The sequence below is a fragment of the Rhodococcus sp. T9N genome, assembly GCF_024436645.1.
Taxonomy (GTDB): Bacteria; Actinomycetota; Actinomycetes; order Mycobacteriales; family Mycobacteriaceae; genus Rhodococcus_F; species Rhodococcus_F qingshengii.
Genome location: NZ_JAMSKS010000081.1, coordinates 1 through 25,798, shown reverse-complemented (window position 1 = coordinate 25,798; position 25,798 = coordinate 1). Strand labels below are relative to the sequence as shown.

24 protein-coding genes and 1 pseudogene are annotated in these 25,798 nt (G+C 61.3%); 19 read left to right on the top strand and 6 right to left on the bottom strand.

Going from position 1 to position 25,798, the window contains the following annotated elements; all coding sequences use genetic code 11:
- The first annotated feature begins 2 nt into the window (after positions 1 to 2).
- Positions 3 to 461 carry a heavy metal-responsive transcriptional regulator gene (locus M1L53_RS33235; RefSeq protein WP_011133469.1) on the top strand — a complete coding sequence of 153 codons (459 nt, stop codon included), beginning with the start codon at positions 3 to 5 and terminating at the stop codon, positions 459 to 461.
- A 102-nt stretch (positions 462 to 563) separates the two neighbouring features.
- Here the strand turns inward: M1L53_RS33235 and M1L53_RS33230 are convergent, their stop codons facing one another.
- Positions 564 to 902, bottom strand: a complete 339-nt coding sequence (locus M1L53_RS33230) for a hypothetical protein (protein ID WP_020971548.1) — start codon at positions 900 to 902, stop codon at positions 564 to 566.
- On the bottom strand, positions 899 to 1,303 hold the full coding sequence (locus tag M1L53_RS33225) for a MerR family transcriptional regulator (RefSeq protein ID WP_011133470.1): 405 nt from the start codon (positions 1,301 to 1,303) through the stop codon (positions 899 to 901). The genes M1L53_RS33230 and M1L53_RS33225 overlap by 4 nt, the downstream gene beginning before the upstream one ends.
- Positions 1,304 to 1,412: 109 nt before the next feature.
- Between M1L53_RS33225 and M1L53_RS33220 the strand changes: the two genes are divergently transcribed.
- The 12 genes and pseudogenes from M1L53_RS33220 to M1L53_RS33165 all read left to right on the top strand — a co-directional run bounded on the left by M1L53_RS33220 (position 1,413) and on the right by M1L53_RS33165 (position 10,285).
- Positions 1,413 to 1,799, top strand: coding sequence for a helix-turn-helix transcriptional regulator (locus tag M1L53_RS33220; RefSeq protein ID WP_020971547.1), 387 nt, complete (start codon positions 1,413 to 1,415; stop codon positions 1,797 to 1,799).
- Positions 1,796 to 2,893 (top strand): ACR3 family arsenite efflux transporter, encoded by a 1,098-nt coding sequence (arsB, locus tag M1L53_RS33215; protein WP_011133472.1) that lies wholly within the window; start codon positions 1,796 to 1,798, stop codon positions 2,891 to 2,893. The genes M1L53_RS33220 and arsB overlap by 4 nt, the downstream gene beginning before the upstream one ends.
- Positions 2,894 to 2,917: 24 nt before the next feature.
- Positions 2,918 to 3,574: an arsenate reductase ArsC gene (locus M1L53_RS33210; RefSeq protein WP_371335444.1), complete on the top strand. Its 657-nt coding sequence runs from the start codon at positions 2,918 to 2,920 to the stop codon at positions 3,572 to 3,574.
- 41 nt (positions 3,575 to 3,615) lie between these two features.
- A complete protein-coding gene (locus M1L53_RS33205; protein ID WP_058038023.1) occupies positions 3,616 to 4,032 on the top strand; it encodes an arsenate reductase ArsC in 417 nt (138 codons plus the stop codon).
- A gap of 41 nt (positions 4,033 to 4,073) precedes the next feature.
- On the top strand, positions 4,074 to 5,069 hold the full coding sequence (trxB, locus tag M1L53_RS33200; RefSeq protein ID WP_058038022.1) for a thioredoxin-disulfide reductase: 996 nt from the start codon (positions 4,074 to 4,076) through the stop codon (positions 5,067 to 5,069).
- 28 nt (positions 5,070 to 5,097) lie between these two features.
- Positions 5,098 to 5,508: a low molecular weight phosphatase family protein gene (locus M1L53_RS33195; protein WP_054802002.1), complete on the top strand. Its 411-nt coding sequence runs from the start codon at positions 5,098 to 5,100 to the stop codon at positions 5,506 to 5,508.
- Between the two features lie 66 nt (positions 5,509 to 5,574).
- Entirely contained in the window at positions 5,575 to 6,642 is a 1,068-nt protein-coding gene (locus M1L53_RS33190) for an ArsO family NAD(P)H-dependent flavin-containing monooxygenase (RefSeq protein WP_058038028.1), read from the top strand.
- Between the two features lie 34 nt (positions 6,643 to 6,676).
- Complete coding sequence (gene arsD, locus M1L53_RS33185) at positions 6,677 to 7,084, top strand: arsenite efflux transporter metallochaperone ArsD (protein ID WP_058038021.1); 408 nt, start codon at positions 6,677 to 6,679, stop codon at positions 7,082 to 7,084.
- A gap of 17 nt (positions 7,085 to 7,101) precedes the next feature.
- A complete protein-coding gene (gene arsA, locus M1L53_RS33180; protein WP_064075214.1) occupies positions 7,102 to 8,856 on the top strand; it encodes an arsenical pump-driving ATPase in 1,755 nt (584 codons plus the stop codon).
- Positions 8,857 to 8,904: 48 nt separating this feature from the next.
- Positions 8,905 to 9,021 (top strand): annotated as a pseudogene (locus M1L53_RS33175) (SOS response-associated peptidase); the annotation flags it as partial.
- Between the two features lie 392 nt (positions 9,022 to 9,413).
- Positions 9,414 to 10,115: a hypothetical protein gene (locus M1L53_RS33170; RefSeq protein WP_058038019.1), complete on the top strand. Its 702-nt coding sequence runs from the start codon at positions 9,414 to 9,416 to the stop codon at positions 10,113 to 10,115.
- Positions 10,116 to 10,141: 26 nt separating this feature from the next.
- Entirely contained in the window at positions 10,142 to 10,285 is a 144-nt protein-coding gene (locus tag M1L53_RS33165) for a hypothetical protein (RefSeq protein ID WP_172827053.1), read from the top strand.
- A 365-nt stretch (positions 10,286 to 10,650) separates the two neighbouring features.
- Here M1L53_RS33165 and M1L53_RS33160 read toward each other — a convergent pair whose 3' ends face one another.
- Positions 10,651 to 11,226, bottom strand: a complete 576-nt coding sequence (locus M1L53_RS33160; protein ID WP_054801997.1) for a hypothetical protein — start codon at positions 11,224 to 11,226, stop codon at positions 10,651 to 10,653.
- Positions 11,227 to 11,411: 185 nt separating this feature from the next.
- Here M1L53_RS33160 and M1L53_RS33155 point away from each other — a divergent pair, with 185 nt between their 5' ends.
- The 4 genes from M1L53_RS33155 (at position 11,412) to M1L53_RS33140 (ending at position 19,565) form a co-directional block, all read left to right on the top strand.
- Positions 11,412 to 11,582, top strand: coding sequence for an XRE family transcriptional regulator (locus M1L53_RS33155; RefSeq protein WP_397517566.1), 171 nt, complete (start codon positions 11,412 to 11,414; stop codon positions 11,580 to 11,582).
- Positions 11,583 to 11,678: 96 nt separating this feature from the next.
- A complete protein-coding gene (locus M1L53_RS33150; RefSeq protein WP_058038017.1) occupies positions 11,679 to 16,679 on the top strand; it encodes a DEAD/DEAH box helicase in 5,001 nt (1,666 codons plus the stop codon).
- Between the two features lie 100 nt (positions 16,680 to 16,779).
- Positions 16,780 to 18,189, top strand: coding sequence for a hypothetical protein (locus M1L53_RS33145; protein ID WP_058038016.1), 1,410 nt, complete (start codon positions 16,780 to 16,782; stop codon positions 18,187 to 18,189).
- Positions 18,190 to 18,389: 200 nt separating this feature from the next.
- Complete coding sequence (locus tag M1L53_RS33140; RefSeq protein WP_058038015.1) at positions 18,390 to 19,565, top strand: hypothetical protein; 1,176 nt, start codon at positions 18,390 to 18,392, stop codon at positions 19,563 to 19,565.
- Between the two features lie 149 nt (positions 19,566 to 19,714).
- Here the strand turns inward: M1L53_RS33140 and M1L53_RS33135 are convergent, their stop codons facing one another.
- Complete coding sequence (locus tag M1L53_RS33135; RefSeq protein ID WP_197486209.1) at positions 19,715 to 20,470, bottom strand: hypothetical protein; 756 nt, start codon at positions 20,468 to 20,470, stop codon at positions 19,715 to 19,717.
- 164 nt (positions 20,471 to 20,634) lie between these two features.
- On the opposite strand from M1L53_RS33135, the gene M1L53_RS33130 reads away from it, so the two are divergent.
- Positions 20,635 to 22,269, top strand: a complete 1,635-nt coding sequence (locus tag M1L53_RS33130) for a tetratricopeptide repeat protein (RefSeq protein ID WP_261949281.1) — start codon at positions 20,635 to 20,637, stop codon at positions 22,267 to 22,269.
- A 13-nt stretch (positions 22,270 to 22,282) separates the two neighbouring features.
- Here M1L53_RS33130 and M1L53_RS33125 read toward each other — a convergent pair whose 3' ends face one another.
- Both M1L53_RS33125 and M1L53_RS33120 read right to left on the bottom strand, forming a co-directional pair.
- Entirely contained in the window at positions 22,283 to 22,906 is a 624-nt protein-coding gene (locus tag M1L53_RS33125; protein WP_064074605.1) for a metallophosphoesterase, read from the bottom strand.
- Positions 22,903 to 23,742, bottom strand: a complete 840-nt coding sequence (locus M1L53_RS33120; protein WP_064074604.1) for a nucleotidyltransferase domain-containing protein — start codon at positions 23,740 to 23,742, stop codon at positions 22,903 to 22,905. The genes M1L53_RS33125 and M1L53_RS33120 overlap by 4 nt, the downstream gene beginning before the upstream one ends.
- Before the next feature lie 992 nt (positions 23,743 to 24,734).
- Between M1L53_RS33120 and M1L53_RS33115 the strand changes: the two genes are divergently transcribed.
- Positions 24,735 to 25,343: a hypothetical protein gene (locus M1L53_RS33115; RefSeq protein WP_064074603.1), complete on the top strand. Its 609-nt coding sequence runs from the start codon at positions 24,735 to 24,737 to the stop codon at positions 25,341 to 25,343.
- Positions 25,344 to 25,798: the final 455 nt, after the last annotated feature.

Genomic DNA, 25,798 nt, shown 5'->3' with positions numbered 1-25,798 from the left:
TAATGGACATTCCAGTGCGATGGAAGGTCAAGGATCTCGTGAAAATTGGTGAACTGGCCGCTCGAAGTGGCGTTGCCCCGAAAACGCTGCGTTTCTACGAGGACAGTGGGGTGATTCCCGTCCCGGTCCGAAAGTCCAACGGCTACCGGGACTACGGTCCGGAATCTCTTGCGCGTTTGCGGTTCGTCCGCAGCGCCCAGTCTGCAGGTTTCACCTTGCGAGAGATCCGCGAGATCCTCACCACCCATGACCGCGGGGCGGCTCCTTGTGAACAGGTCGTGGAGATGCTCTCGGAGCATCTTTCCCAGGTTCGTGGCAAGATCCGCGAACTTGCCACGCTCGAAACAAACCTTGTTGCTTTGCTGAGTCGAGCGGAAGGTGAGATTCCGTCGGAAGCCGACGATGTCGGTGTGTGCTGGATCCTGGAATCCGAGTCTCAGGAAGGTGTTGCCGAATCGTGAAATTGATTGCGGCCATGCATCCCTTCCTATTTCAGCAGGTTCGGCGCTCTGCAACGTGATGAGGTGCGCGAAGCGGTTGTAGTGGTGTTGTCGGTGTATTGATCAGTCAGGTACGGAAGTAGCGGCAGTGGGTGAATCCCGTTCGAATGCATTCCTCAGGGCAGTCACAGTGGGAGCGCCACCGACCGCGCCCACGGCGTCGCGGTAGAGCCTGCAGGACACGCTTGGCACCTGATCCGGTTCGGCAAAGGGGTCGTGGCCGTCAACGAGCAACGTCGGAGATCCCGCCATGCCCGCAAGTTCCGCTGATCGAGGATCTTCGATGATCACGTGGCGCAGTTCCCATTCGATCGGCACGCCTGAAAGAGCGTGCTCGATTCGTTGTTCGAGGAGCGGCACGTTAGGGCAGTCCGGGACCTGCAGAATTTCGAGATGCATCATGGTCGTCCTTTGTCGGTGTGCAGTGTCTGGAGCATGGGGCAGTGCCGGTCCGCTCGCGGTCGCGCGCAGGTGGACGCGAACTCGGTCAGCGAGGCCCGCATGCGTTGCAGATCTCGGATCTTTTCGCCGAACTCGGTGATCTTCGTCTGCGCCAGTCGCCGAGCGGTGTCGCAATCGTCCGGTCCGCCGCCGGCGAGATGGAGAAGTTCGTTGATTTCGTCGAGGCTGAAGCCGTGTTCTTGGGCGCGTTTGACGAACCGGACAATTTCGACAGTTTCGTCCGGATATGAGCGGTATCCCGAGGTGGATCGCGGCGGGTGCTGCAGGAGTCCGCGCCGTTCGTAGTACCGCAACGTCTGTACGTTCACCCCGGCGAGGGTGGCCAGTTCACTGCTACGCATGTCGCCATTGTGAACCCGGTACCCGGCTACGGAGTCAAGTCGTCTCTCGTCGGCGGAAATTCATCTGAGGTTGGTTGCGCGTTATTTCGATATCTGTCAATATCGAAGCATGTCGAATCAAGATGGGGCGGAGGCCGGCGCTTGCTGCTCGCCGCTCGTCCGTGAACCGTTGACCGAGGATTGGGCCGGCGACCTGGCGCGGATGTTCAAAGCCCTCGGCGATCCCGTCCGCTTGCGCCTGCTGAGCTTGGTGGCAAGTCACGAGGGTGGTGAAGCCTGCGTCTGCGACATCTCGGATACGTTCGACCTGTCTCAGCCGACTATCTCGCATCACCTCAAGGTGCTGCGACAGGCCGGGCTGCTCGACTGTGAACGCCGCGGGACCTGGGTGTACTACTGGGTTATTCCGGCTGCGCTGCAACAGCTTTCCGCCGTGCTCCTGGTCGAAGGTACGAGCGTGAGTGTCGCGGACGCGTGCGCAGAGGTCACCGCATGAGCAACACCGCTGCCACCACCGAACACCCCGAAGTCGTCGGAAAACTCTCCACCCTCGACCGCTATCTTGCGGTCTGGATCGGCGTGGCCATGGTCGTCGGCCTGTTGGTTGGACGCTGGATCCCCGGTGTGAACACTGCCCTGGAGAAGGTGCAGATCGACGGCATCTCCCTGCCGATCGCCCTCGGCCTGCTGATCATGATGTACCCGGTGTTGGCGAAGGTCCGCTACGACCGCCTCGACACAGTCACCGGGGACAAGAAACTCCTCGCCGGCTCCCTGTTCCTGAACTGGGTTCTCGGCCCGGCGCTGATGTTCGCCCTCGCCTGGCTGTTTCTGCCCGACCTGCCGGAATACCGAACCGGTTTGATCATCGTCGGTATCGCTCGCTGCATCGCGATGGTGATCATCTGGAACGACCTGGCGTGCGGAGACCGCGAAGCCGCCGCGGTGCTGGTCGCCATCAACTCGGTGTTCCAGGTGATCATGTTCGCCGTGCTCGGTTGGTTCTACCTCTCGGTCCTGCCCGGGTGGCTCGGCCTCGAACAGACCACCATCGACACCTCGCCCTGGCAGATTGCGAAATCGGTCCTGATCTTTCTCGGTATCCCGCTGCTGGCAGGTTTTCTGTCCCGCTTCTTCGGTGAACGCGCCAAAGGCCGCGACTGGTATGACACCAAGTTCATCCCCAAGATCAGCCCCTGGGCGCTCTACGGTCTGCTGTTCACCATCGTCGTGCTCTTCTCGATGCAGGGCGAACAGATCACCTCCCAGCCCTGGGATGTCGTCCGGATCGCGTTGCCGCTGCTGGCGTACTTCGCGCTCATGTGGGGCGGAGGCTACATCCTCGGCGCCGCAATCGGATTGGGCTATGAACGCACGACGACCCTGGCGTTCACCGCAGCGGGCAACAACTTCGAACTCGCGATCGCCGTAGCCATCGCCACCTACGGCGCCACCTCGGGGCAAGCTCTTGCCGGTGTTGTCGGCCCGCTGATCGAGGTACCGGTGCTCGTCGGGCTGGTCTATGTCTCCCTTGCTCTACGCAAACGCTTTGCCGTCAAAGAGGTTTCACCCGCACCCACCGCTACGTAAGTCACCTACAACTCTTCGGGAGTCATGATGAACGAGCACCGCGCCCAGCCCGATCTCCTCTCACCGCAGGCCGTTCTCTCGCGCACCGCGCACGACTTGGCGGCGAAGTACGTCGGAGTGTTCTCCGCGCAAACCGTCGAACGCTATGTCTTCGAGTCCTACACGGCGCTGCGCCGGACCGCGAAGATCCACACTCATCTCACCTCGCTCGCGGCGCGGTTCGCCGCCGACCGCCTCACCGCTTTGGCCCAGTCCAGCGGAGCACTCGCCAAGGACGTGCCCGAAGTTCTGTTCGTGTGTGTGCACAACGCGGGGCGGTCGCAGATGGCGGCGGCACTACTCGATTACCACGCCCGTGGCCGCGTTCATGTGCGCTCAGCCGGATCCGCGCCGGTCCACGAGATCAACCCCGCCGTCACCGCGGCGATGGCCGAGATCGGGATCGATCTGGCCGACGGGTTCCCGAAACCGCTCACCGATGATGTGGTCGCCGCGGCGGACTGTGTCGTCTCGATGGGCTGCGGTGATGCGTGCGTCGTCTACCCGGGGAAGAGGTACCTCGACTGGGCTCTCGACGATCCGGACGGGCAACCCCTCGAGGTGGTGCGGGCAATCCGCGACGACCTCGATGCACGGGTGATCGCGCTGCTCACCGAACTGACCACACCCGTCGCCGTCTGACCGACCTCTTACTTCCGTCTTCGAAGGGAACCTTCATCCTCATGACCAGCAAGCCCAGCGTCCTGTTCGTCTGTGTCCACAACGCCGGCCGATCGCAGATGGCCGCCGGATTCCTCAGCCACCTCGCCGGCGACGCCATCGAGGTCCGCTCCGCCGGATCCGCCCCCGCGAACACCATCAACTCCGCCGCAGTCGAAGCGATGGCCGAACTCGGAATCGACATCTCCGCCCAGACCCCGAAGATCCTCACCACCGACGCCGTGCAGGACTCCGATGTCGTGATCACGATGGGCTGCGGCGACACCTGCCCGATTTTCCCCGGCAAGAGCTACCGCGACTGGGTCCTCGACGATCCGGCCGGCAAAGGCATCGATGCGGTTCGCCCGATCCGCGACGAGATCAAGACTCGCGTACAAGCCCTGATCAGCGAACTCACCGCCCCGTCGGTATCGCGCTGACCGCCCACGCTTCCCGTATTCGATCCCGTGAAAGAGACACTATGACCATCCCGTCCGCGGTCCATGACGTCATCATTGTCGGTTCCGGACCGGCCGGCTACACCGCTGGTGTCTACACCGCGCGTGCTGAGCTCGCGCCCCTCCTCTTCGAGGGAACCCAGTTCGGTGGCGCCCTCATGACCACCACCGAAGTCGAAAACTTCCCCGGATTCCGCGAAGGAATCATGGGCCCCGATCTGATGGAACAGATGCGCGAGCAGGCACTGCGCTTCGACACCGACATCCGCACCGAGGACGTCGAGGAGATCGATCTGAGCAAGCCGATCAAGACCGTCGTCGCGAACGGCGAAACCTACGCCGCGCACGCGATCATCCTCGCCATGGGCGCGGCAGCCCGCTACCTGGGCATTCCCGGTGAAGAACGCCTCCTCGGCCGCGGCGTCAGCGCCTGCGCCACCTGCGACGGTTTCTTCTTCCGCGACCAGGACATCGTCGTGGTCGGCGGCGGTGACTCCGCCATGGAAGAAGCAACCTTCCTCACCCGCTTCGCCCGCAGCGTTACCCTCGTGCACCGCCGCGAAGAGTTCCGGGCCTCGCGCATCATGCTCGAGCGCGCCAAGGCGAACGAGAAGATCCGATTCCTCGTCAACACCGAACCCCTCGAAGTCCTGGGCGAGAACAGCGTCACCGGACTGAAGGTCCGTGACACCGTTACGGGCGAGACGTCCACCCTCGACATCACGGGCATGTTCGTCGCCATCGGCCACGATCCGCGCAGTGAACTCGTCAAGGGCCAGGTCGATCTCGACGACGCCGGCTACGTCCGCGTCGCCCCGGGCTCCACCGCCACCTCCGTCGACGGTGTTTTCGCGGCCGGCGACCTGGTCGATCACACGTACCGTCAGGCGATCACCGCTGCCGGCACCGGATGCTCCGCTGCGATCGACGCCGAACGCTGGCTTGCCGATCGTGGCGACATCACCGCCAACACCCTCGACGCAGCGGGCCATGCCGTCGATGTCGTCGGCGCCCCCTGACAATCGAACCCAGAGACAGGAATTTTCGATGAGTACACCGTCAGTGCTGTTCGTGTGCGTCAAGAACGGCGGAAAATCCCAGATGGCCGCCGGCCTCATGCGCAAAGCCGCCGGCGACCAGGTGGACGTGTACTCCGCCGGCACCAAACCCGGCGACGCGGTCAACGCCCTGTCCGCCGAAACCCTCCTCGAAGTCGGGGTGGACATCACCGGACAAACTCCGACGCTGATCGATCCGCAACTCGTGCGCGATGTCGACCTCGTCGTCACCCTGGGCAACGAAGCGAAGGTCGACTCCGTCGCCGGCACCGACTTCGAGAACTGGGACACCGACGAGCCGTCCGAACGCGGCATCGACGGAATCGAACGAATGCGCCTGGTCCGCGACGACATCGCCGCCCGCGTCGACGCACTCGCCGATCGTCTGACCACGCCCTGACACCTCGATCAGCGCAGCCGCACAATCGAAATCCTGGATGAGGAAAGGACACTCGTGAGTTCACAGATGCCGATCTCCACCGACGTGGTCGTGATCGGAGGTGGTCAAGCCGGAATGGCAGCCGGGTACTACCTGCGCCGCACCGGGCGCGACTTCGTGATCCTCGACGCCGAAACATCGCCCGGTGGATCGTGGCAGCACTACTGGGACTCACTGCACCTGTTCTCACCCGCCGGGTACTCCTCACTGCCCGGTTGGCCGATGCCGGCATGGAGCCCGGGTTTCCCGCCCGCCTCACATGTCGCGGAGTACCTCACCGCCTACGAGACCCGATACGACCTGCCGGTGCAGCGCCCGGTCCGAGTCACCTCGGTAACCCGGTCCGGCGGTGGGTATCTCGTCGAATCCGATCGCGGCAGCTGGTTCGCGCGGGCTGTCGTTAACACCACCGGTACGTGGCGCCAACCGTTCTGGCCGATCTACCCCGGTATCCGCGAGTTCACCGGCACCCAAATCCATACCACCAGCTACAAATCGCCGGCACCGTTCGCCGGTAGCAAGGTTGCTGTCGTCGGCGGCGGAAACTCTGCTGCGCAGATCGTCGCCGAAGTCTCCACCGTCGCCGAGACACTCTGGTTGACGACGCGGGAACCACGATTCCTGCCCGACGACGTCGACGGCCGGGTCCTTTTCGACGTCGCGCGTGAACATGCCCGTGAAATCGCAGCTGGCGAAACCGATTCCGGTGGCATCGCCGGACTCGGCGACATCGTGATGGTGCCGCCGGTCAAAGCCGCCCGCGACCGCGGCGTGATGGTGGCGCACCCGATGTTCGACCGACTCACCGCCACCGGACTGGTCTTCGGCGATCACGTCGAACCGGTGGACGTGATCATCTGGTGCACCGGATTCCGTCCGGTACTGCGGCATCTGCAGTCCCTCGGATTACGGGATGCCGAGACCGGGCGCATCGACATGGACGGAGCGCACGTCGCCGGCGAACCCGGATTGATTTTCCTCGGGTACGGCGACTGGACCGGACCCGCATCGGCCACCATCATCGGTGTCGGCCGCACTGCCCGCGACGCCATCGCAGCACTCGACGACGAAGTCTTTGCTCTCCCCGTCAACTGAGCTAGACCACACCCAACAACTAGAGGACATCGCCATGAGCACCATCGAAGTATTCGAACCCGCCCTGTGCTGCAACACCGGAGTCTGCGGCGACGACGTCGACCAGGCACTGATCACCTTCACCGCCGACCTCGACTGGGTCGCGGGCAACGGCGGCACCATCACGCGCCACAACCTCGCCAATGACCCCCTCGCTTTCGCCGGAAACGACACCGTCGCCGCATTTCTCAAGCTGTCCGGCTCGGAAGGGCTCCCGTTGGCGCTCGTCGACGGAGTCACCGCGCTGACCGGCAAATATCCCACCCGCAGCCAACTTGCGAAATGGGCCGGCCTCACCGAACCCGCCGCCGCAGAGGCGCCGGCCGGGATCATGATGCTCGGACTCTCCGACACCTCGGCATGCTGCGCCACCGACGACGCCGACTCCACCACCTGCTGCTGAAAGCACCCACGAACGCTATGAAGTTCCTCAACGACGCGCCCCGATTCCTGTTCTTCACCGGCAAGGGAGGTGTCGGCAAAACGTCCATCGCCTGCGCGAGTGCAATAACCCTCGCCCGTGCGGGGAAGAAAGTGCTGCTCGTGAGCACCGATCCCGCCTCGAACGTCGGGCAGGTGTTCGGGGTGAGCATCGGCAACACCATCACCGACATCCCCGCAGCGCCCGGACTGTCGGCACTCGAGATCGACCCGGAACAAGCCGCCGCCGCCTATCGTGAGCGCATCATCGGCCCCGTGCGCGGGCTGCTCCCGGACAAGGACATCGCTGCGATCGCCGAGCAGCTCTCCGGGTCCTGCACCACCGAAATCGCGTCGTTCAACGAGTTCACCGGACTGCTCTCCGGCCAAGACGACATCACCGCCGCCTTCGACCACGTCCTCTTCGACACCGCCCCGACCGGGCACACCATCCGGCTGCTTCAACTCCCCGGATCGTGGACCGAGTTCCTCGACGACGGCAAAGGCGACGCATCATGCCTGGGGCCGCTGTCCGGGCTCGACAAGCAGCGCGCCATCTACGCCGACGCCGTCGCTGCGCTCGCCGATCCGCAGCGGACCCGCCTCGTCCTGGTCTCACGTGCCCAGCGCTCGACGCTCGCCGAAATCACCCGCACCCACCGCGAACTCGCCGACATCGGACTGACCCACCAACACGTCGTCATCAACGGAGTTCTCCCCGAACCCGCCGACGACACCGATCCACTCGAGACCGCGATCCACCGACGCGAGCAAGCTGCGATCGCCGCCCTGCCAGACGAATTGGCGCAACTGCCCACCGATCAGGTCCCACTCAAAGCGGCCAACATCGTCGGTATCGACGCACTCGAGGGCCTCTTCATCCCCGACACCGGCGCGGTAGCTGCACCGCCGGCTGCAGCCCCGCAGCCGCTCAGCGCTCCGCTCTCGGCCCTGATCGACGAACTCGACACAGACGATCACGGCCTCATCATGTGCATGGGCAAAGGCGGAGTGGGAAAGACCACCATCGCCGCCGCGATCGCTGTCGCCCTCGCCGGCCGTGGACATCAGGTGCATCTGACCACCACCGACCCCGCCGCGCACCTCACGGACACTCTCGGCGGAGAACTCGACAACCTCCAGGTCTCCCGTATCGACCCCGCGGAAGCCACCGAGCAGTACCGCAACCGCGTCCTGACCACCAAGGGCAAGAACCTCGACGAACGAGGCCGCGCCAACCTCGCCGAAGACCTCCGATCGCCGTGCACGGAGGAAGTGGCGGTCTTCCAAGCATTTTCGCGAGTCATCCACGAATCGAGCCGCAAATTTGTCGTCGTGGACACGGCCCCGACCGGTCACACGCTGTTGCTGCTCGATGCGACCGGCTCGTATCACCGCGAGATCGCCCGCCAGATGGGGGAGAACACGAACTTCACGACACCGTTGATGCGACTTCAGGACCCACAGGCCACGAAGGTCCTGCTCGTGACCCTCGCGGAAACCACACCGGTGCTCGAAGCTGCTGGTTTGCAAGCGGATCTGCAGCGTGCGGGAATTGAGCCTTGGGCGTGGGTGGTCAACAATTCCCTCGCTGCTGCCGAACCGACCTCGCCGCTTCTGCAGCAGCGTGCGGCGGGTGAGATCACCGAGATCGACAGCATTACACGCCGATACAGTCAGCGAACGGCGATCGTTCCGATGCTTGCCGAAGAACCCGTCGGCACAACCGCATTGACGGCTTTGTGTAAGGCCTAGCCATCCCGCGACAGAGACGAATCGGCTCGGTGAGCAATGACCAGTCTCGAAGACGTTGACGCGCTGCTGAATTCGGTCCCTGAATCGCACCTCGAACCTTACGAAGTCGGAACCGCGGTCAACTCGCCCCGCAACAACACCCCGGAGCTTCTCAATCCAGTCTGACCGCAGCTTCTCGCTTGGCGCCGAAGACCCGGCACAGTGATAGGGGAGGGGACATGTCGTTTCCTATGGTCAATGCACATTTCTTGGCGGTATCGGGCAGTAGTCGGACTATCGCCAGCGGTGACGACACCGCCCCCTGTGCTTTCAGGTTTCGGACCCGAGTTTGCTCGGGTCGGCCGATGCGGAGTTCATGGCTCGGTCGCGGGTAGAGAAGCTGTCGGCTGTGCTGCCTGGTGGTCCTGGGCGGCCGTTCGGCGCATCGTTTGGCGTTCTGACCTGGGGTGATGACATGTCCCCATTCTTTGTGGTGGATGGGTGCCGGCGTCTGCCGAGGGTGGGTTGTGGTGTCTAGTCGCAGGGGAGTGTCTGCCAGGTCGGTTACGGTACGGCGCATGCACAGTGACGAGGAGATGGCGCGGCTGGTGGCCGCGGTTCGCGAGCTGGACCCCAAGCCCCGGGAGCGGCGGTGGGTGAGCGTGAGCTTCTGCGTGCTCGACGCCGTCTACAGCATCGGTGCTCACTACGACAATCATGTTGTGCCGGTGGTCGAGCGGGTCGCAGCGGACTTCGAGGTGCAGTCGCCGTCAGTGCAGATGTCGGTGCCGGAGACAGCAGATCCGGTCCCGCTCGACGTGTTCCTCGACCGCTACACGTCGGTGGAAGCATTGTTGGACACGACGAAGAACCGACAGAACACCTCGACCCGCGGCGGAATACGCAAAGCCGACGCGGCACTCCGGTATGCGACGGTGCTGCACGAGCACGGCGTGCTCACCCTCAACGATGCCCGCCGACTACTGACCGACACAGTCCGGCTCGACGCGGTCGAAGCCGCGCTGCGACAGGTACCCGGTGAGGGCAGTGCGGGTGTGCGCCGCGGCTATCTGTGGATGCTGATCGGGGACCAGGACACAGTCAAACCCGATCGGATGGTGTTGCGGTGGCTTGCTCGCCACGGCGCGGAGACGACACCGGATTCTGCGCGTCTGCTTCTACGGAACATCGCTCGGGCACTGACCACGGAGACGGGTCGCGTGGTGACTGCGTGGGAAATCGACCACGCCATCTGGCGGGCCGCACGCTCCGGACACTGACGGCGTCGGGGCTGCATACTGCCCGTATGAGTGATCGTGTCGACGAAGAATTGGCGATGCTGTCTGATGTCTGCCGATACCTACGCTCGGTGGAAGGGCAGGACTTTTCGGTCTCGACGGCGGTTGTGGATCGGGTCCTCGACGAACGCAACGAAACCCGGATCCGTTAGACCGGAGTGAGAGCGGGGCAGCGGGTCCGCCCGATCTTGCGACTGCTCGATGGCGATCTGACTGAGGGTCAAGTGTGCGTGCGGCCGGCGATGAGGGGGACGTGTCATCGTCCCTGTTCAAGGTAGCTATTTGAGGGTTCCCGCCGCATACCCCCAGAAGGTGATTAACCCGTTGAAGAAGTCCGGGTTCAGGATGTTCTGGCCGCGCCGAGCGTTTCGTTGTCTGTCAGCCCGTGCCGATGTTGGCGACGAGTCGTATGGCGACGTCCTCGGAGTTGGTTCCGCGGCGCGTTTCGGCGACGCCACCGGCGTTCGGCCGGGTCGTTGAACATCAGGAAGCGAGCATATGACGCCTCGTGAGGTGGCTATGTGCGGAAGCCGTGTGGTTGGTCGCGTGCGAGTTCCGGTTCGAACGGTGTGAACCAGTCTGCGGGGTCGAGGTTGACTCCGTCCGAGATGGGTTCCGGCCAGAACAGTGTCAGCACGTCGTGGTCCTGGAAGAGGTAGTCGAGTGGGCCGTCCCAGTCGTCGTCGTCCTTGTATGGAGGAAGATCCGCGATGTCGTCGATGAACCGGTCTGCTGGCATGGCTGTGCGGGCAGCTCCGATGATCAGATGGAGCGCCATTTCCTCACCGGTACAGCGAGGTTCGGGATCGAGCTCCGCAGCTGCATCGGCGGAAAGATCGTCGAACGCCCTGGCCATTGTTTGTCGCCACGTCGCATCCTGGGTCCAGGTGCATTCCGGAAGCTCCGCGAGCACCATGCATCCGGAACCTGGTTGGACCGCGAGATCGCCGAGCATGTGAACGTCGGCGAGCACTGCATCCGCCAACTCCGACGCTACCCGCGAAACGATGTGACACTGGCGTGGTGTCAACGTCGGAGCATCCGGATCGAAGGTGTCGTCGTAGTCGTCGTCAGGGGTCGGGACCAGGTGCATGCCTCGCAGACTAGACCGCGTCCTGTTGTTTCGTTGGGCCACACAGCATTTATCTCTTACGGGGTAGAAGCGTTCGCGAGAGCGTCGCCGAGTTGGTCGGATGCTCGATGCCGAACGCCGGAAGATTCGCGTGGCCCCCTGAGCTACGGATCAGAAGGCGCAGCACTGACGCGGTCTGAGGGTAGATCGACCGGTTCGGGTGGTCGCAGGTTGTTGCTGCCCAGAATCTCGGTGTCACCCAGCGGCTGTCGGATCTTTATCGCGGCAAGTTGAGTAAGTTCTCGCTCGATGCCTTGGTCAATCTGGGTAGCAAGGTCGGTGTGCACGTCGGAGTGCATGTCGACACCGATGCCTAACCGATCACTGACGTGCGCCCGGTGCATGAACGGGTCCCGCGTGCAGGCAAGATTGTGGGCTGAGCACGGTAGTTGTCGCGAGAGGTCGGATTTGTCATGGGTTCAGTGCACGAGGTCATCGAGGCGTTCCGTGAGGCTCCGTCGAATTCGGAGCGGGGCACGAAGTTCGAGCAGTTGATGGTCCGGTACTTCGAGCTCGATCCGCTGCTTTCGCAACAGTACGAGAAGGTGTGGCGCTGGATCGACTGGCCTGGCCGTAAGGGTAAGCCGGACACCGGCATCGACCTCGTAGCCCGCGAACGCGACACCGGCGAGTACACCGCTATCCAGTGCAAGTTCTACGAACCCACCAGAACCCTCTCCAAGGGCGATATCGACTCTTTCTTCACCGCATCGGGTAAGGCTCCGTTTTCCAATCGGGTGATCATCTCGACGACCGATCGGTGGGGGAAGAACGCCGAAGAGGCTCTGGAGGGACAGTCGATCCCGGTGCAGCGGATCGGGATGGCCGAGATCGCCGAATCCCCGATCGACTGGGACATCGCCTGGCCCCAAGGGGAGCTGCAGGTCAACCTGTCGGAGGCGAAACGTCACGAGCCGAAGCTGCATCAGCAGACCGCGATCGACGATGTCTTCGCCGGGTTCGAGAAGGGGAGCGACCGCGGCAAGCTGATCATGGCGTGCGGTACCGGAAAGACTTTTACAGCGCTCAAGATCGCGGAACGTGCAGCATTGGAGAACGGCGGCAACGCCCGCATCCTGTTCGCGGTGCCGTCGATCTCCCTGCTCTCACAAACCCTGCGGGAGTGGACCGCGCAAACACAGTTGGATCTGCGGGCGTTCGCGGTCTGCTCGGACACCAAGGTCTCCCGCTCCGCCGAAGACTTCAACATCCACGACGTCGCGATCCCGGTCACCACCGATCCGGCGAAGCTGGCGGCGGAGATGGCGCACCGTAAACGCGCCAAAGGTTTGACGGTGGTGTTCACCACCTACCAATCCCTGCCCGCCGTCGCGAAAGCGCAAGAGCTGGGGGTGGATCCGTTCGACCTGGTGATCTGCGACGAAGCGCACCGCACCACCGGCGTCACCTTGTTCGGGGAGGACGATTCGAACTTCGTCCGCGTCCACGATGCCGAGTTCCTCAAGGCCACCCGCCGGCTGTACATGACGGCGACGCCGCGGATCTTCGACGAGACGGTCAAGGACAAGGCCGAAGAGCATTCGGCCGAGTTGACGTCGATGGACGACGAAACCGTCTACGGTCCGGAGTTTCACCGGCTTTCGTTCGGTGCGGCTGTCGAGCGGGGTCTGCTCACCGATTACAAGGTGATCGTGTTGACCGTCGACGAATCGTTGATGGCCGCGCCACTGCAAGATCAGCTTGCCGGCGTGCACAGCGAACTGCGTCTCGATGATGCGTCGAAGATCATCGGCTGCTGGAACGCGCTGGCCAAGCGCGCCGGTGAAACCCCCGAAGGAACAGGCTTCGCACCGGGGGAGGCGCCGATGCGCCGCGCGGTCGCGTTCGCCAAGGACATCGCCGCCTCCAAGCAGGTCGCCGAAGTATTCCCGACGGTCGTCGATGCCTACCGTGACCTGCTCGAGAACAGCGAAAACGACGGCGGCACGGTCGATTCCACCAACCTGGACTTGACGTGTTCGGTGCGCCATGTGGACGGCACGTTCAACGCGCTGCAGCGCAACGAACAACTCTCCTGGCTCAAGGCACCGATCCCTGAGGGGGAAGCCCGGATCCTGACCAACGCCCGCTGCCTCTCCGAAGGCGTGGATGTTCCGGCGTTGGATGCGGTGATGTTCCTCAACCCCCGCAACTCGGTGGTCGACGTGGTGCAATCCGTGGGCCGGGTGATGCGCAAATCCGACGGCAAGGACTACGGCTACATCATTCTGCCGGTCGCGGTGCCGGCCGGAGTCAGCCCGTCGGAGGCGTTGTCGAACAACACCCGGTTCAAAGTGGTGTGGCAGGTCCTCAACGCGCTTCGCGCCCATGATGATCGGTTCAACGCGATGGTCAACTCCATCGCCCTCAACGCCACCACCAACAAGAAGGACGGCAAGGGCAACGACCGCCTCCTCGGTGGGCACATCGGACCACTCGTCGAGGTGGGCGAGAGCTTCGACAACAACGGCAACAGCAGTAGCGGTAGCAGCGGTAATGGTGTCGATGGAACGGGTTCCGGCAACGATTCTGCGCAGGGTGTCGCCGACGGCACCAACACCGGCGACGGTGGTGGGATGGCGACGCAGATGGCGTTGTTCTCCCTCTCCGAATGGCAGGAAGCGATCTACGCGAAGATCGTCGACAAGGTCGGCACCCGCGCCTACTGGGAAGACTGGGCCGGTGACGTCTCCGACATCGCCGCCGCGCAGATCACCCGCATCAACGCCCTCCTCGCCGGCGCCAACACCGCAGTGGCGGAAGAGTTCGAGCGGTTCCTCACCGGTTTGCGCGACAACCTCAACGATTCGATCAGCCGCGACGACGCGATCAGCATGCTTTCGCAGCATCTGATCACCAAGCCCGTGTTCGACGCCTTGTTTGCCGAGCACGACTTCGCATCCCACAATCCGGTTTCGCGGGTGATGCAGTCGATGGTCGACACCCTCGACGACAGCGGTCTGGAAGCGGAAACCGCCAGCCTCGACGCCTTCTACGCCTCCGTGCGAGTCCGGGCTACCGAGGTGACGAGCGCCGAAGGCAAACAGAAAGTCATCGCGGAACTGTATGAACGGTTCTTCAAGATCGGCTTCAAGAAGCAGTCCGACGCCCTCGGTATCGTCTACACCCCGGTGGAGATCGTCGACTTCATCCTCCGCGCCGCCGATGCGGCACTGCGGGATTCGTTCGGACGTGGCCTCACCGACGAAGACGTGCATGTTCTCGATCCATTTACCGGAACTGGAACGTTCATGACCAGGCTGCTGCAATCCGGGCTCATCAACCCGACCGATTTGGCCCGCAAGTATGCGAATGAGTTGCACGCCAACGAGATCACGCTGCTCGCCTACTACGTCGCCGCGGTGAATATCGAAACCACCTATCACGCACTGGTGGATCAGGGCGGAGACGCGGCGTACGTTCCGTTCGAGGGCATCGTCCTCGCTGATACCTTTCAGATCACCGAAAGCGGTGACAGCCTCGACGCGGAGATGTTCCCGCAGAACAATGCTCGGATCATCCGCCAGAACGACACCCGCATCAACGTCGTCATCGGCAACCCGCCGTATTCGGTGGGGCAGACCAGCGCGAACGATCTGAATGCGAACGTCGGTTACCCGACGTTGGACGGCCGCATCGCCGACACCTACGCGAAGCTCTCGACCGCGACGAACAAGAACAGCCTCTACGACTCCTACCTGCGCGCGTTCCGTTGGGCGACGGACCGCATCGGTGACTCCGGTGTGGTCGCATTCGTTTCCAACGGCGGTTGGGTGGACGGCAACACCGCCGACGGAATCCGACTGAGCATGGCCGAGGAATACGCACACATTTACGTCTACAACCTGCGCGGAAACCAGCGCACCGCCGGTGAACTGTCTCGCAAGGAAGGCGGAAAAGTTTTCGGCTCCGGTAGCCGCAACACCGTCGCCATCTTCATCGGCATCAAAAACCCGGCGCATCACGGTCTGTGCGAGATCCACTACCGCGACATCGGCGACTACCTCACCCGCGAAGACAAACTCTGGATTGTCTCCGAAGGGCACCTCAATACCGTCGAGTGGCAGGCGATCACCCCAAACAGTCACGGAGACTGGGCAAATCAGCGTGACGACACGTTCACGACCTGGCCGGCCATCGGAGACAAGAAGGGGACCGCGAGTACGGCAGTGTTCGCTCAGTTCTCAATGGGACTCAACTCCGCGAAAGACGCCTGGTGCTATAACTTCGCAGGTGATGCGCTGACCTCCAACATCGACCGACTTCTCGAGAACGTCAATCTTGCCGCGACGACTTTCGAAACGCTCGTAAGTAAGGGGGAAATGGCACGAACCGGTGTCGCGATGAGCAAGTTCCTTGATCAGAGACCAGACCTGGCTGACGGCACGAAGCTGAAATGGAGCCGGAACCTGATCAATAGCGCGGCACGATACGCCCCGCTGACCGCCGACGAGGATGGGATGCGTATCGGCAGCTATCGGCCGTTCTGTAAGCAGCGTGCCTACCTTGACCGCAAGGTCAACGACATCATCTACCAAATCCCGTCGATGTTCCCCACACCGCACCACACAAACATCGGCTTCTACGTGGTCGGTACAGGCTCGGACAAACTGTTCTCAGCGTTGATGACCGACGAGATTCCCGATTTGTCCTTCTGGGGCTCGGGAAGTGGTCAGTTCTTCTCCCGATGGACCTACGTCAAGCCCGAATCGGCTGATGGTGAGCTAGATTTCGCTTCCACCGACACCACCGAGGTCGACGAGCACGGCTACCGCCGGGTCGACAACATCACCGACGGCGTCCTAGCCCTCTATGTCGGCGCGGTCGGCGATCAGGTGACCAAGGACGACATCTTCTACTACGTCTACGGACTGCTGCACGATCCCGCCTACCGCGAGACCTACTCGGCGGACTTGAAGAAGATGCTCCCGCACATCCCGACCCCGGACAGCCGGGAACGTTTCGAGCAGTTCGCCGCGGCCGGTCGCCGGCTGTCCGAACTGCACGTCAACTACGAGTCCGTCGCGCCGTACGACCTCGACGTGCAGCTCAAGACCGGCGCGAACCTGGACGACCGTGAGACGCTGCGGATTTCGAAGATGAAGTGGGGCAAGCGGAAAGACCCGGATACGGGTAAGAACGTCGACGACCGCACTACCATCGTCTACAACCCGAAGGTCACCATCACAGGTATTCCGGAGGAAGCTGAACGCTTCATGCTCGGCTCGCGTTCGGCGTTGGCGTGGATCATCGAGCGCTACCAAGTCAAGACCGACAAGGCATCCGGGATCGTCAGCGATCCCAACGGCTGGTGCGACGAGCATGACGACCCGACCTACATTGTCGAGTTGATCAAGCGTGTCACCACTGTCGCAGTCGAAACCATGAAAACTGTTGATGGACTTCGCGCATGAAGACAACGGATCGCAGCGCGTGGCGCGAATCGCGACCCCGTAGACAATCGCCGAGGTGTAGGGCGTGCCATGCCGTCGCAGTTCCGGGCGGCGGTAACCGTTGAGTGCGACGTCCAGAAGTCAGGAGCGCGACAACGATTTAGCGGTCTTACGTGACCAACTCGAACCCGTGATCGCGAGCCTTCGTGACCTTCATAACGGCGATAAACTTGCGGCGGGGTGCGAGCATCTCGGCCTGCCGACGCCGCCCGGCGAAGGCACGAAGGCCGAGCGCATCGGTGCGAGCTTCACTGCATTACCCGACAGTGACCTTCCTCAGGTCGCCGTGGCGGTCCTACGTGAGCTGAGGATGGCTGCAGCAACGCGCAATGCAGTTCAGGATGCGCTCTGGGCCTTGGCAGATTCACCACAGATCGAGCGCCGAACTCGGCGGGACATCGCACGAAGCCTCGACATCGAGGACGTGGCCATAGGTGGAGAGCGGCTCGTCTCGATGCTGGACGCACTGTGGATCCTCGACGACAGACTGTTCGGCGACCTCTTCAATGACCGGGGAAACCTGCGAGACCGCGTCCACCGGCACGTCATCCACAATCCTGGGGACTGGTCCACCGAAGAGTTGTTCGAGCAACTCGGAGCGTTCGAGGCGAGTGACCGGCGGTTCGCGATGTTCCTCGAACGACTGATGTCAGCTGACGTCGTCCTCGACGAGGCGGTCCAGCGACGTCTCGTCGACACAGTGAATCCGCACCTACATGCGGTGGGGCTCGCACTGATCGAGACCGGTGCAGATGGCGGCTACCCGGTGTTCGAAGTTGTTGCCACATCGGTAGCGCGCAACAGGCGGCCGAAGAACCTCGTCTTCGCCTCACCGGTGCGGCCGGACATCCGTTTCGTCGACGCTGTCGACAACGACATCGAGATCGTCGATCACGAGGATGCCGACACCAGAGCCCTTGTCTACGACCGCTCCATTGGCCCGGACGGTATCTGTTGGCGTGATTTGCAGGCCTGGTGGAAAGAAACGGAAGGTTTGGATGACGACGAACTAGCGAAATCGACGCTGTACAAACGTCTTCGGTCCAGTCTCCCCAAGACTTCCCCGCCACAGGCCTTTCTGTTCGACCAGTACCACCACATCTTCAAAGACTTCGTCCAAGACCTTCCCGCGCTCCTGCCCGAAGTATGGCTGCACTGGGACCCCAAAACGATCCGGCACCGCGGCGTGAATGCTCTGCCGAGACTCCGTATGGACTTTCTGTTGCTCATGCCGGGGAGCACGCGGATCGTCCTCGAAGTCGATGGGCAGCATCACTATGCAACCGATGGGAAACCCGACCCGCGGCAGTACGCGAAGAACGTGTGCGCCGATCGCGAGCTGAAGCTGCGTGGGTACGAGGTCTTCCGGTTCGGTGCCACTGAGCTGCGAAACGACGCGCAGTCGCGAAAGTTGGTCCAGGACTTCTTCGAAGCACTCTTTCGGCGGTACGACGTTCCGGGCCTCACGTAGTGCGCGGTGACCTGGAAAACGGAACTCCGCTAGCGACTTAGGACCACTGACAGTTCCGTGCACGCTGTGGTGGAATCGCCCCGATGGAGACCCCGCGCAAACCGATGACAAGTTGCAAACAGTGGAGACGATCGCGTCGGTGAATAAGGATGCTGTTGTTCGTTTTCGAAATCGACCCTCACCCGATAGCGTGTGTACCTGTGCTCGATACCAGTCATCCGGGACCGGACTACACACTTCGATGGCCGAGGGAACTGTTCGTTCTCGAATCCAAAGCGCTGCGCGAACTTGTATTGAGTAACAAAGCGGAGTGGAACAGGGGAGTCGAGTGGTTGCTCACTGAAGCATTCGTCGCAGATGTACCTGCCGACGATTTTCGCGAAGCTAGTCAAGGATTCCTTCGCTCAAGTGACGTGTGGGCATCGACTCCGGCCAAGCTGGGGCGCATAGGTACTAAACCGGAGACCCTGTTTCTGCAAGATCTGATTTCGGCCGCTGAAAGACTTCCTGAAGAACATTCACCGCGACCCTATTACGCCGCCCGAGTATCCAGTCGCTCGTCTGAAGCTGCCCACCGTGACAGTCCTGACCTGGCTGCTGCGCAACGGGATTGGTTAAGAGAAGTGGCACTCATTCAAAATCGTGGATATCTAGATCGAGTTGCCCCCCGCCCGTGCGTCGATGACGATTTTCCTGGATTGCAGGATCAAGACCTCAAGCTAGACGAGGTGATCGCTGAACGATTGGGCGAAGCTGGCTTGTGGTGGCCACGCCCAGAAGTATGGGACGAACAAACGTTCTACAGTCTCATCGAAGTTTTCCATGATCTCGTGGCTAGACCGCGGGATCGCTGGCTCCACAATTTCAACGGTTGCGGATGGCACTACGAACGATTTGCTCCCTATCCGGCGCAAGTGCTGTACCGGTGGACGGTCAACCGAATGCTGAAGCGTCACGGGATCGATCTGATTCTGACCAAGAGCGGGGAAGACACTGGACGACTGGCTCATCGAGTCGACGAGGGACGCCAAGACCTCATCGATTCTGCGTTGGACGCTCCGGATCAGGAACGGAGAGTGTCTGTTTCGCACGCCATCGCACTATTTCGCTCACGAAACGCGGGTCGCGATGAGAAGCGCAGTGCATGCACCGTGCTCGCAAGCTTGCTCGAAGAGCGGCGCGCGCTTCTGAAATCTGAACTCTTCAAGAAAGACGAAGGAGCGCTGTTTCAGATTGCAAACGAGTTCGCCATTCGGCATCGAGATGCCAAACAACACCCCGAGTATGACGATGCGTATCTCGATTGGATCTTTTGGTGGTACTTGTCCACAATCGAGCTCACCGACAAGCTAGTCCGCCGCCAGACCGACGGATAGCCGATCTGAGAGCTGAGGGGACTGCTGTTGCCAGAAATCTTCCCGACTCGTGACTTTTTGTTGCGTTTCAGGGCAAACTCCGTGAACAGCAACGGCTTCCGGAGACTTTAGTGTTCTTCAAGTTTCGTGGAGTTGGGGACTGCCCCCGTTCACAGTGAGGTCTTGTCCCATAAGATCGTTTCCAATAGGTTTTTCAGTCTGGCTTGGGCGGCTGGAGACTGCTGCTGCAACATGTGCGCGATCTCAGCTTCTGCACTATCGATCAGAGGCAATCGCCGGCGGAGCAAATCACTCGATTCCCCGCGGTACGTCTCTGCCTTCTCGTACGCCGCAATGACGTTGTCGAACCATTTCGTCAGTTCGTAGGCATCGTCAGGCCCGCAACCGGGGCCATCGCTCCAGGACGTTTCGAAGTCGTCGAACTGCTTGGACATGTCTTCAATTGCCGAACGAACTTCGGCCTCCAAAGTCACAGTCTTTGCGTAGAAGACCGCACCGGAAGCCGCGGCGATCCGGTCCCGCAGAAGTGAATCTGAGGTCTTTAACTCGTCTTTGTCACCGCGTCTCGCTGCGTCTCTGGAGCGCTCCAGGGCCGGTCGGATTGATCCAATCTGTGCCCACATGTCTGCGATGGCCTTCGTGTTATCTCGGCGATGGTTGAACTCGCGTTCGCGGATTGCGCGTGTCTCCGCAGTTTCCACCGACCTCTCCGCGATCACTGCGGACTGCTGAGCAATCCCAATTGACTTCCGAGACGAGGTGAGGGCAACCACTACGGCGATGAGGGTGACCGATGCTGCCACCCATGCGGAGAGCGGTCCAAATACCTGCGTATTCCAGCCACCCCGAACGGTGATACCGCCGAATATTCCACCCACAAAGCCAGCGATGACCAGGGCAGTCACAGCGCCCAAGCGTCTCAAAAATTTTTGCATCTGCCCAGCCTATGGAGTGGCACCACATAGCACGAAGAGATGACGAAGCTAGGCTTCTTCGGCGGAGCCGGTGCTTTGTATATCGACGACCCCGTACCCGATCCAGATGATAGTGCCACCGCTAGGGTTGCTTTATGCCGATTGAGCTTTCAGGTCGTCCGATCTTCTTGGCGTCGCCGGGGAACCTCGCACACGAACGGGATATTTGTCGAAAGACCGTCTCCGCGTTCAATGAGGAACGAGCCAACCCCGCCCGGGTTCACTTTCTCGTCCGAGGTTGGGAACAGTTCCCCGCGGGTGTCGGAAGGCCGCAAGCGAGGATTAATCCGTATATCGACGACTGCGATTTCATGATCTTGATGTTGGGAGATCACTGGGGCTCTCCTCCAAGCCTCGACGGGCCCTATTCGTCGGGTACGGAGGAGGAGTTCCATCGCTGCCTTGAGCTGTTGGAATCATCGGATGCCTGCATGCGTGATCTCCTCGTTCTGTTCAAGACGATTGACGCCGGCCGTCTCCGTGACCCAGGCCCACAACTTTGCAAGGTGATGGACTTTCGTGACCGCTTGGAGCAGTCGAAGAGCTTGTTGTTTGATACGTTCGATTCGGACGACAGTCTGTCGGGCGTCATCACGCGGAATCTCGTTGAATGGGCGGCTCAACCGCTTGGAGTTCGCGTTCCACAGACGATCACGTTGCCCGCGCAGATGACTCCAGCTGAGCTATCGGCTTCAACACCGATGCATGAGCTTTCGGACTCAACACCGATGCAACTCCTCGCGACTGCCAAGAGGCACGCGGCGGCTGGGCACCTGATGCAGGCCGAAGCGGCCTTCTCTCATGCAATTAAGGACGGGGATCCCGAGGCATTGACGGAGTTCGCCCAGTTCATGAGGCGAACAGGGCGGCTCGAACGGGCTCTCGCGCTCAACAATCAGCTACTCGCAGATCCCGCCTTACTGGCCAGAGGCGACGCCGAAGCGGTCGCTTATAAAACAAATTCTTTAGCCAATATGGGTGTGATTCATCGTAAGCGTGGTGAGTTGACCCAGTCCAGGGACCTGTTGCACGAGGCCGTCGAAACTGCACGGGCAAGCGCGCAACCCATCAATCAGAAACTGTGTTACGCGCTGGACAACTACGGGTTGACCTTGTTGAAGATCACGGAACCTGATGCAGCCATTCAACTTTTCGAAGAGGCACACAGTTTGCGTCAGGATTTTGGGTCCCCGAAAGAACTAGCGCAGTCTGCAATCAATCTCGGTCGGAGCCAAATGCGCCTTGGCGACTACGCGGCAGCGGAAGCGAGGTTCGCCGAAGCAATCGACTTTCTACGAGACGATCACGATGATCACCTGATGGCCAACGCGTTGTCGGGTCTCGCGGAGTCGGGGCTGCGGCAAGGTGCGGCCGACGGGGCCCAGGGCCACATCGAGCAGGCACTCAAAATTAATGAACGAATCCAGAACTCCGATGGGGTCAGCATTGCGCACGCGCTGTTTGCGCAGCTCCTGTTGCTGGAAGGCGCACCGGATGAGGCTGAGAGGCATGCGCTCGTATCGCAGGAGAAGAGCGAGAAGTCGAACAATGCTGCCGGCCTTGGCACAGCAGCCTGGCTGCTCGCGGAGGTGGCATTCGCGAAAGGAGGGACTTCACGCGCGAGGGCGCTACTGAGGGAAGCGACTGTACACGCCAGGAAGGCTCAGAGCCCCTTGCTGGATCGGGACATCGAGCAAACCTCCGTGAAGCTCAGCGCAGCGGGGACCTAGTAGTAAATTCTCGTCATCGAATCGGCTTACAAGGCTTCGACTGAATCCAAGTGAGGCTCGGCCAGAATAGACAGGTCAGCCGGCCGTCGGGCAGCGTGCCGCAACCTGTGTCGATGAAGGCTCGATCGTGTTCGATCCGGGGGAGAAGGCGACGCTGAGGAGAGTGACCATAGATTGCGAATCGCTCGGTGTCCCCTGTCGTGTCGATCTCATGGGCCGGGCGTTCATGCGTTGCAACAACGCCGTCTACCACAACCTGATTGGCGAGCGAGTTCAGAAAGTCAATGTGTGTGGCGGGAACACTTTCCCGAAGCTGGGACAGTACGTCGGCTCGCGGCGCACCGACGTAGGACACAACCGTGGATGCTCCCCCGATCCGCAAGAAGCTGTCAAAACCGTCGCCCACTAGCGAGTCAAGGAAGGCTTGATCGTGATTCCCCATGATGAATGACGTAGAGATTCCCTTGGTCTGCTGCAGTCGGATCAGGAAGTCAATTACCTCACGAGAGTGCGGTCCACGGTTCACGTAGTCACCGAGGAAGACAAGGTGGGAGGTGCGAGAGCGTGCCGCTGTTACGAGTTCGTCCAGTTCTTCAATGCAACCGTGAATATCACCGATGAACCCGATCTCGTTCATAGAATTACTTTCGGAAGCTCGGCGTAAGGAAGGGATTCGTCCACGCCGAGAGCTAAGGTAGCCAGCTTCTCAAGGTCAGGATTGCTTGTCGATGAGCTAACGATGAGCGCGTGTAGGGATCCAAACGGGTTGTCGCCGGGTGCGCCTACTACCTCAATCAGGCGTTGGCGCAAATCGTCGAGGACACCGAGACTAGGAGCAGGATACTGCTCTGGATGCGACGACAGCAAGATAGTCAACTCTGGCTGATTGAACCGCACCGCCAATTCCTCGACTGAGAAGCATGGACGCCCATCGCGTAGAGCCAGGGTGTAGATGGCCGTGCGGAGTAAGTACCGAGCGACCTGGCACAACCCCGGCAGATAGATAGATTGCTCCTCGCGTGGCAGATCGAGAACAATTGCGAACTCGCGAATCCGTTGGAGTAACTCCTGTGGGTCGGGCGGGGTGAACGTGCTCAAGATTTCGGCCATTCGGCCTTCGGTGTCGTGCAAGGCAATCCCGTCCCTCGCCAGATGCATCCCGAAGAGGGTAGCTCGGGCATCGGCCAGTTGGGTGGGGGTGTAGGCGCTCAGGCTTAACTTGCCTTCCATTCCGGAGTCGGCCCGGAACTGTGACATAACGAGAAGGTCTAAGTCAGAAGTGGCTGATGCATCGCCCCGCGCCCAACTGCCGTAAAGCAGTACACCAATCGCGTTTCCCTGAACTCGCGTGCAGACCTGCTCAATGAGCATGTCGTCGACCAGAAGTTCCGCGAGTTTTTTGCGGATGGCCTCAAGATCGACCGGCGATTCAGGTTCGTGCCAATCTAACTCGAATGGATCAGTATTGGTCACACCTATCGTCCTTCCGTACTGATCAGCAATGGACGATGGCCTCGGGTGCACATTGCCCGTGTATGTACCCAAGCGATAGCGCTCTGCAGCGCCATTCAATTATGCACGGCAGCCTCGGGTGGAGCGCTGCCAGTGGGACCTCATCGTGTAATGCCCACATAGACCGTCCACACCCCGCCGCAGTGGCTCTGCTGTCAAAATTCAGGTGCCATTGACAGGTTGTGCGACGGGACGGTCCAGGCGAGCCGCTCAGCGGTGTTCGACAGATCTCGCGGTGAGGCATCGACATCGATGAAGCCAGCCTGCGTCGAGCCGTCTGACGACGCTAACGACTGATGCGCAATTTGCTCTACCGCTGAGGTTTCACCTCACCGATCTACATCGCGCTGCAGTCCGGGAGCTGAAGGGCTTTCAGCTGACCAAGCCCAAGGTTGCTGGCTGATTCCCCGCCGACTTGCAGCGTTAACTTCGGCATGTACTGCTGGCGTGTCAGACGGCGTGGACGAAGCCTTGAATGGGCGCGACCTCCGGCCTGTGTGGGCACCCCTGGCCGCAGACTTCGTGTGGGGTGCCGACGTTCCGTATGTACAACTCCCCGAAGCGAAACCCAAGCGTCGCCCGATCCAGCGTGAGTATCGACCTGCGGTGTACCGGCGGGGCGGGCGGAGAAACTGGGCAGGGAGATGCAGATGCTGTCGACACCGATCATCGATCACCGTGCAGCCGCGGATGGGCAGGTCTCGGCCGACAACGAACCCGCAGGGTGCCGGCACGGGAGGGCTCCCGATTGGCGCGCTACATACCCAACTCCGGAAGCAGAACGCCCACGCGCAGCGTGTGCTGCGGGCCGTCGAAGCAAGGAAACCTGTCGGACCGATAGGCGACGATGGCCCGTAGCGTCACAGAGACCGCCGCGACGGTATGCCGGCGCGGCAGTGAACGGCCCAGCGTCGTCCCCAGCGGCATCACCAAACGAGAAATGGAGACACAAGATGAGCGTCGACGGATTCGTGTTCGTAGATCTCGAAACCACCGGCACCGAAGCCGAAGTCTGCGAGATCCTCGAAATCGGGTTCGCGCTGTACTCTGCCGACCTCATGCCGATCGAGCGTTTCGAGGCCCTCGCAGTCACCACCGGTACATCTGCCCTGATCGACCGACTTCACACCGATCCAGCGTTCGACGTCGTGAAGCGAATGCACACTGACAACGGGCTATTCGCCGATCTACGTACTGAAATCGCAGCAGCCGGCGACAACGCACCGCAGGATCTGTCCGGCTTCGAATCCGATATTGTCGATCTCCTCGCGCGGTGGGGCGTCGACAGCTCGACTCCACTATGCGGCAGCTCCCACCGCATGGACCGCGAGTTCCTGGCGCGGTGGATGCCGAAGACAGACGCGTTGTTCTCCTACCGGATTATCGACGCCTCGTCGTTCCGCGAAGCTGGCTTGCGCCTCGACCGCGAACGGACGAAATCACGTCTCGATCTCGTCGCCAAATATGGGGCACCCGCTCACCGCGTTGTCGAGGACATGCACCACTCTGCGAACGTGCTGCGCGTATTCCATGACAGAGCCCCGATTCCCCTCGGCGCGTGACCTGTCGGACGTCTCGAACGGGCCGGTCACCCGAGAGCTCCGAGCTAGTCCGCGAACGCCGGCGATTGCGCGCATGAATCGCGTCGTGGAGAGTCCAGTCAAGGGTCGGTAGCGAGACTGTCGTCCGAGTTTTGTTGATGGACAACCTGATCGAGTGACGTCGTGGGAGTACAAATGGGCCAAGTTTGGAGCCCTAAGTGGTTCGTGTTGACGACGGTTGAAAACTGGTCCTGGCCCACTTTCCGTGATGGCGCTCGCGGCACCTACCATCGCGGCCTCAACGGACGCGGTGGACCACGCAAAAACCTAACAACCCCTGCACCTGAGTTAGTGTCAGCTATGTCATGACAACGCAGTGTGTCAACGGCATCTGAATCTTGGTTCTGGCCCACTTTCCGTGATCGATTTTGAAAGTATCAGTCACTGAGGAGTATTCGTTTGCGGAGCAAGTCGAA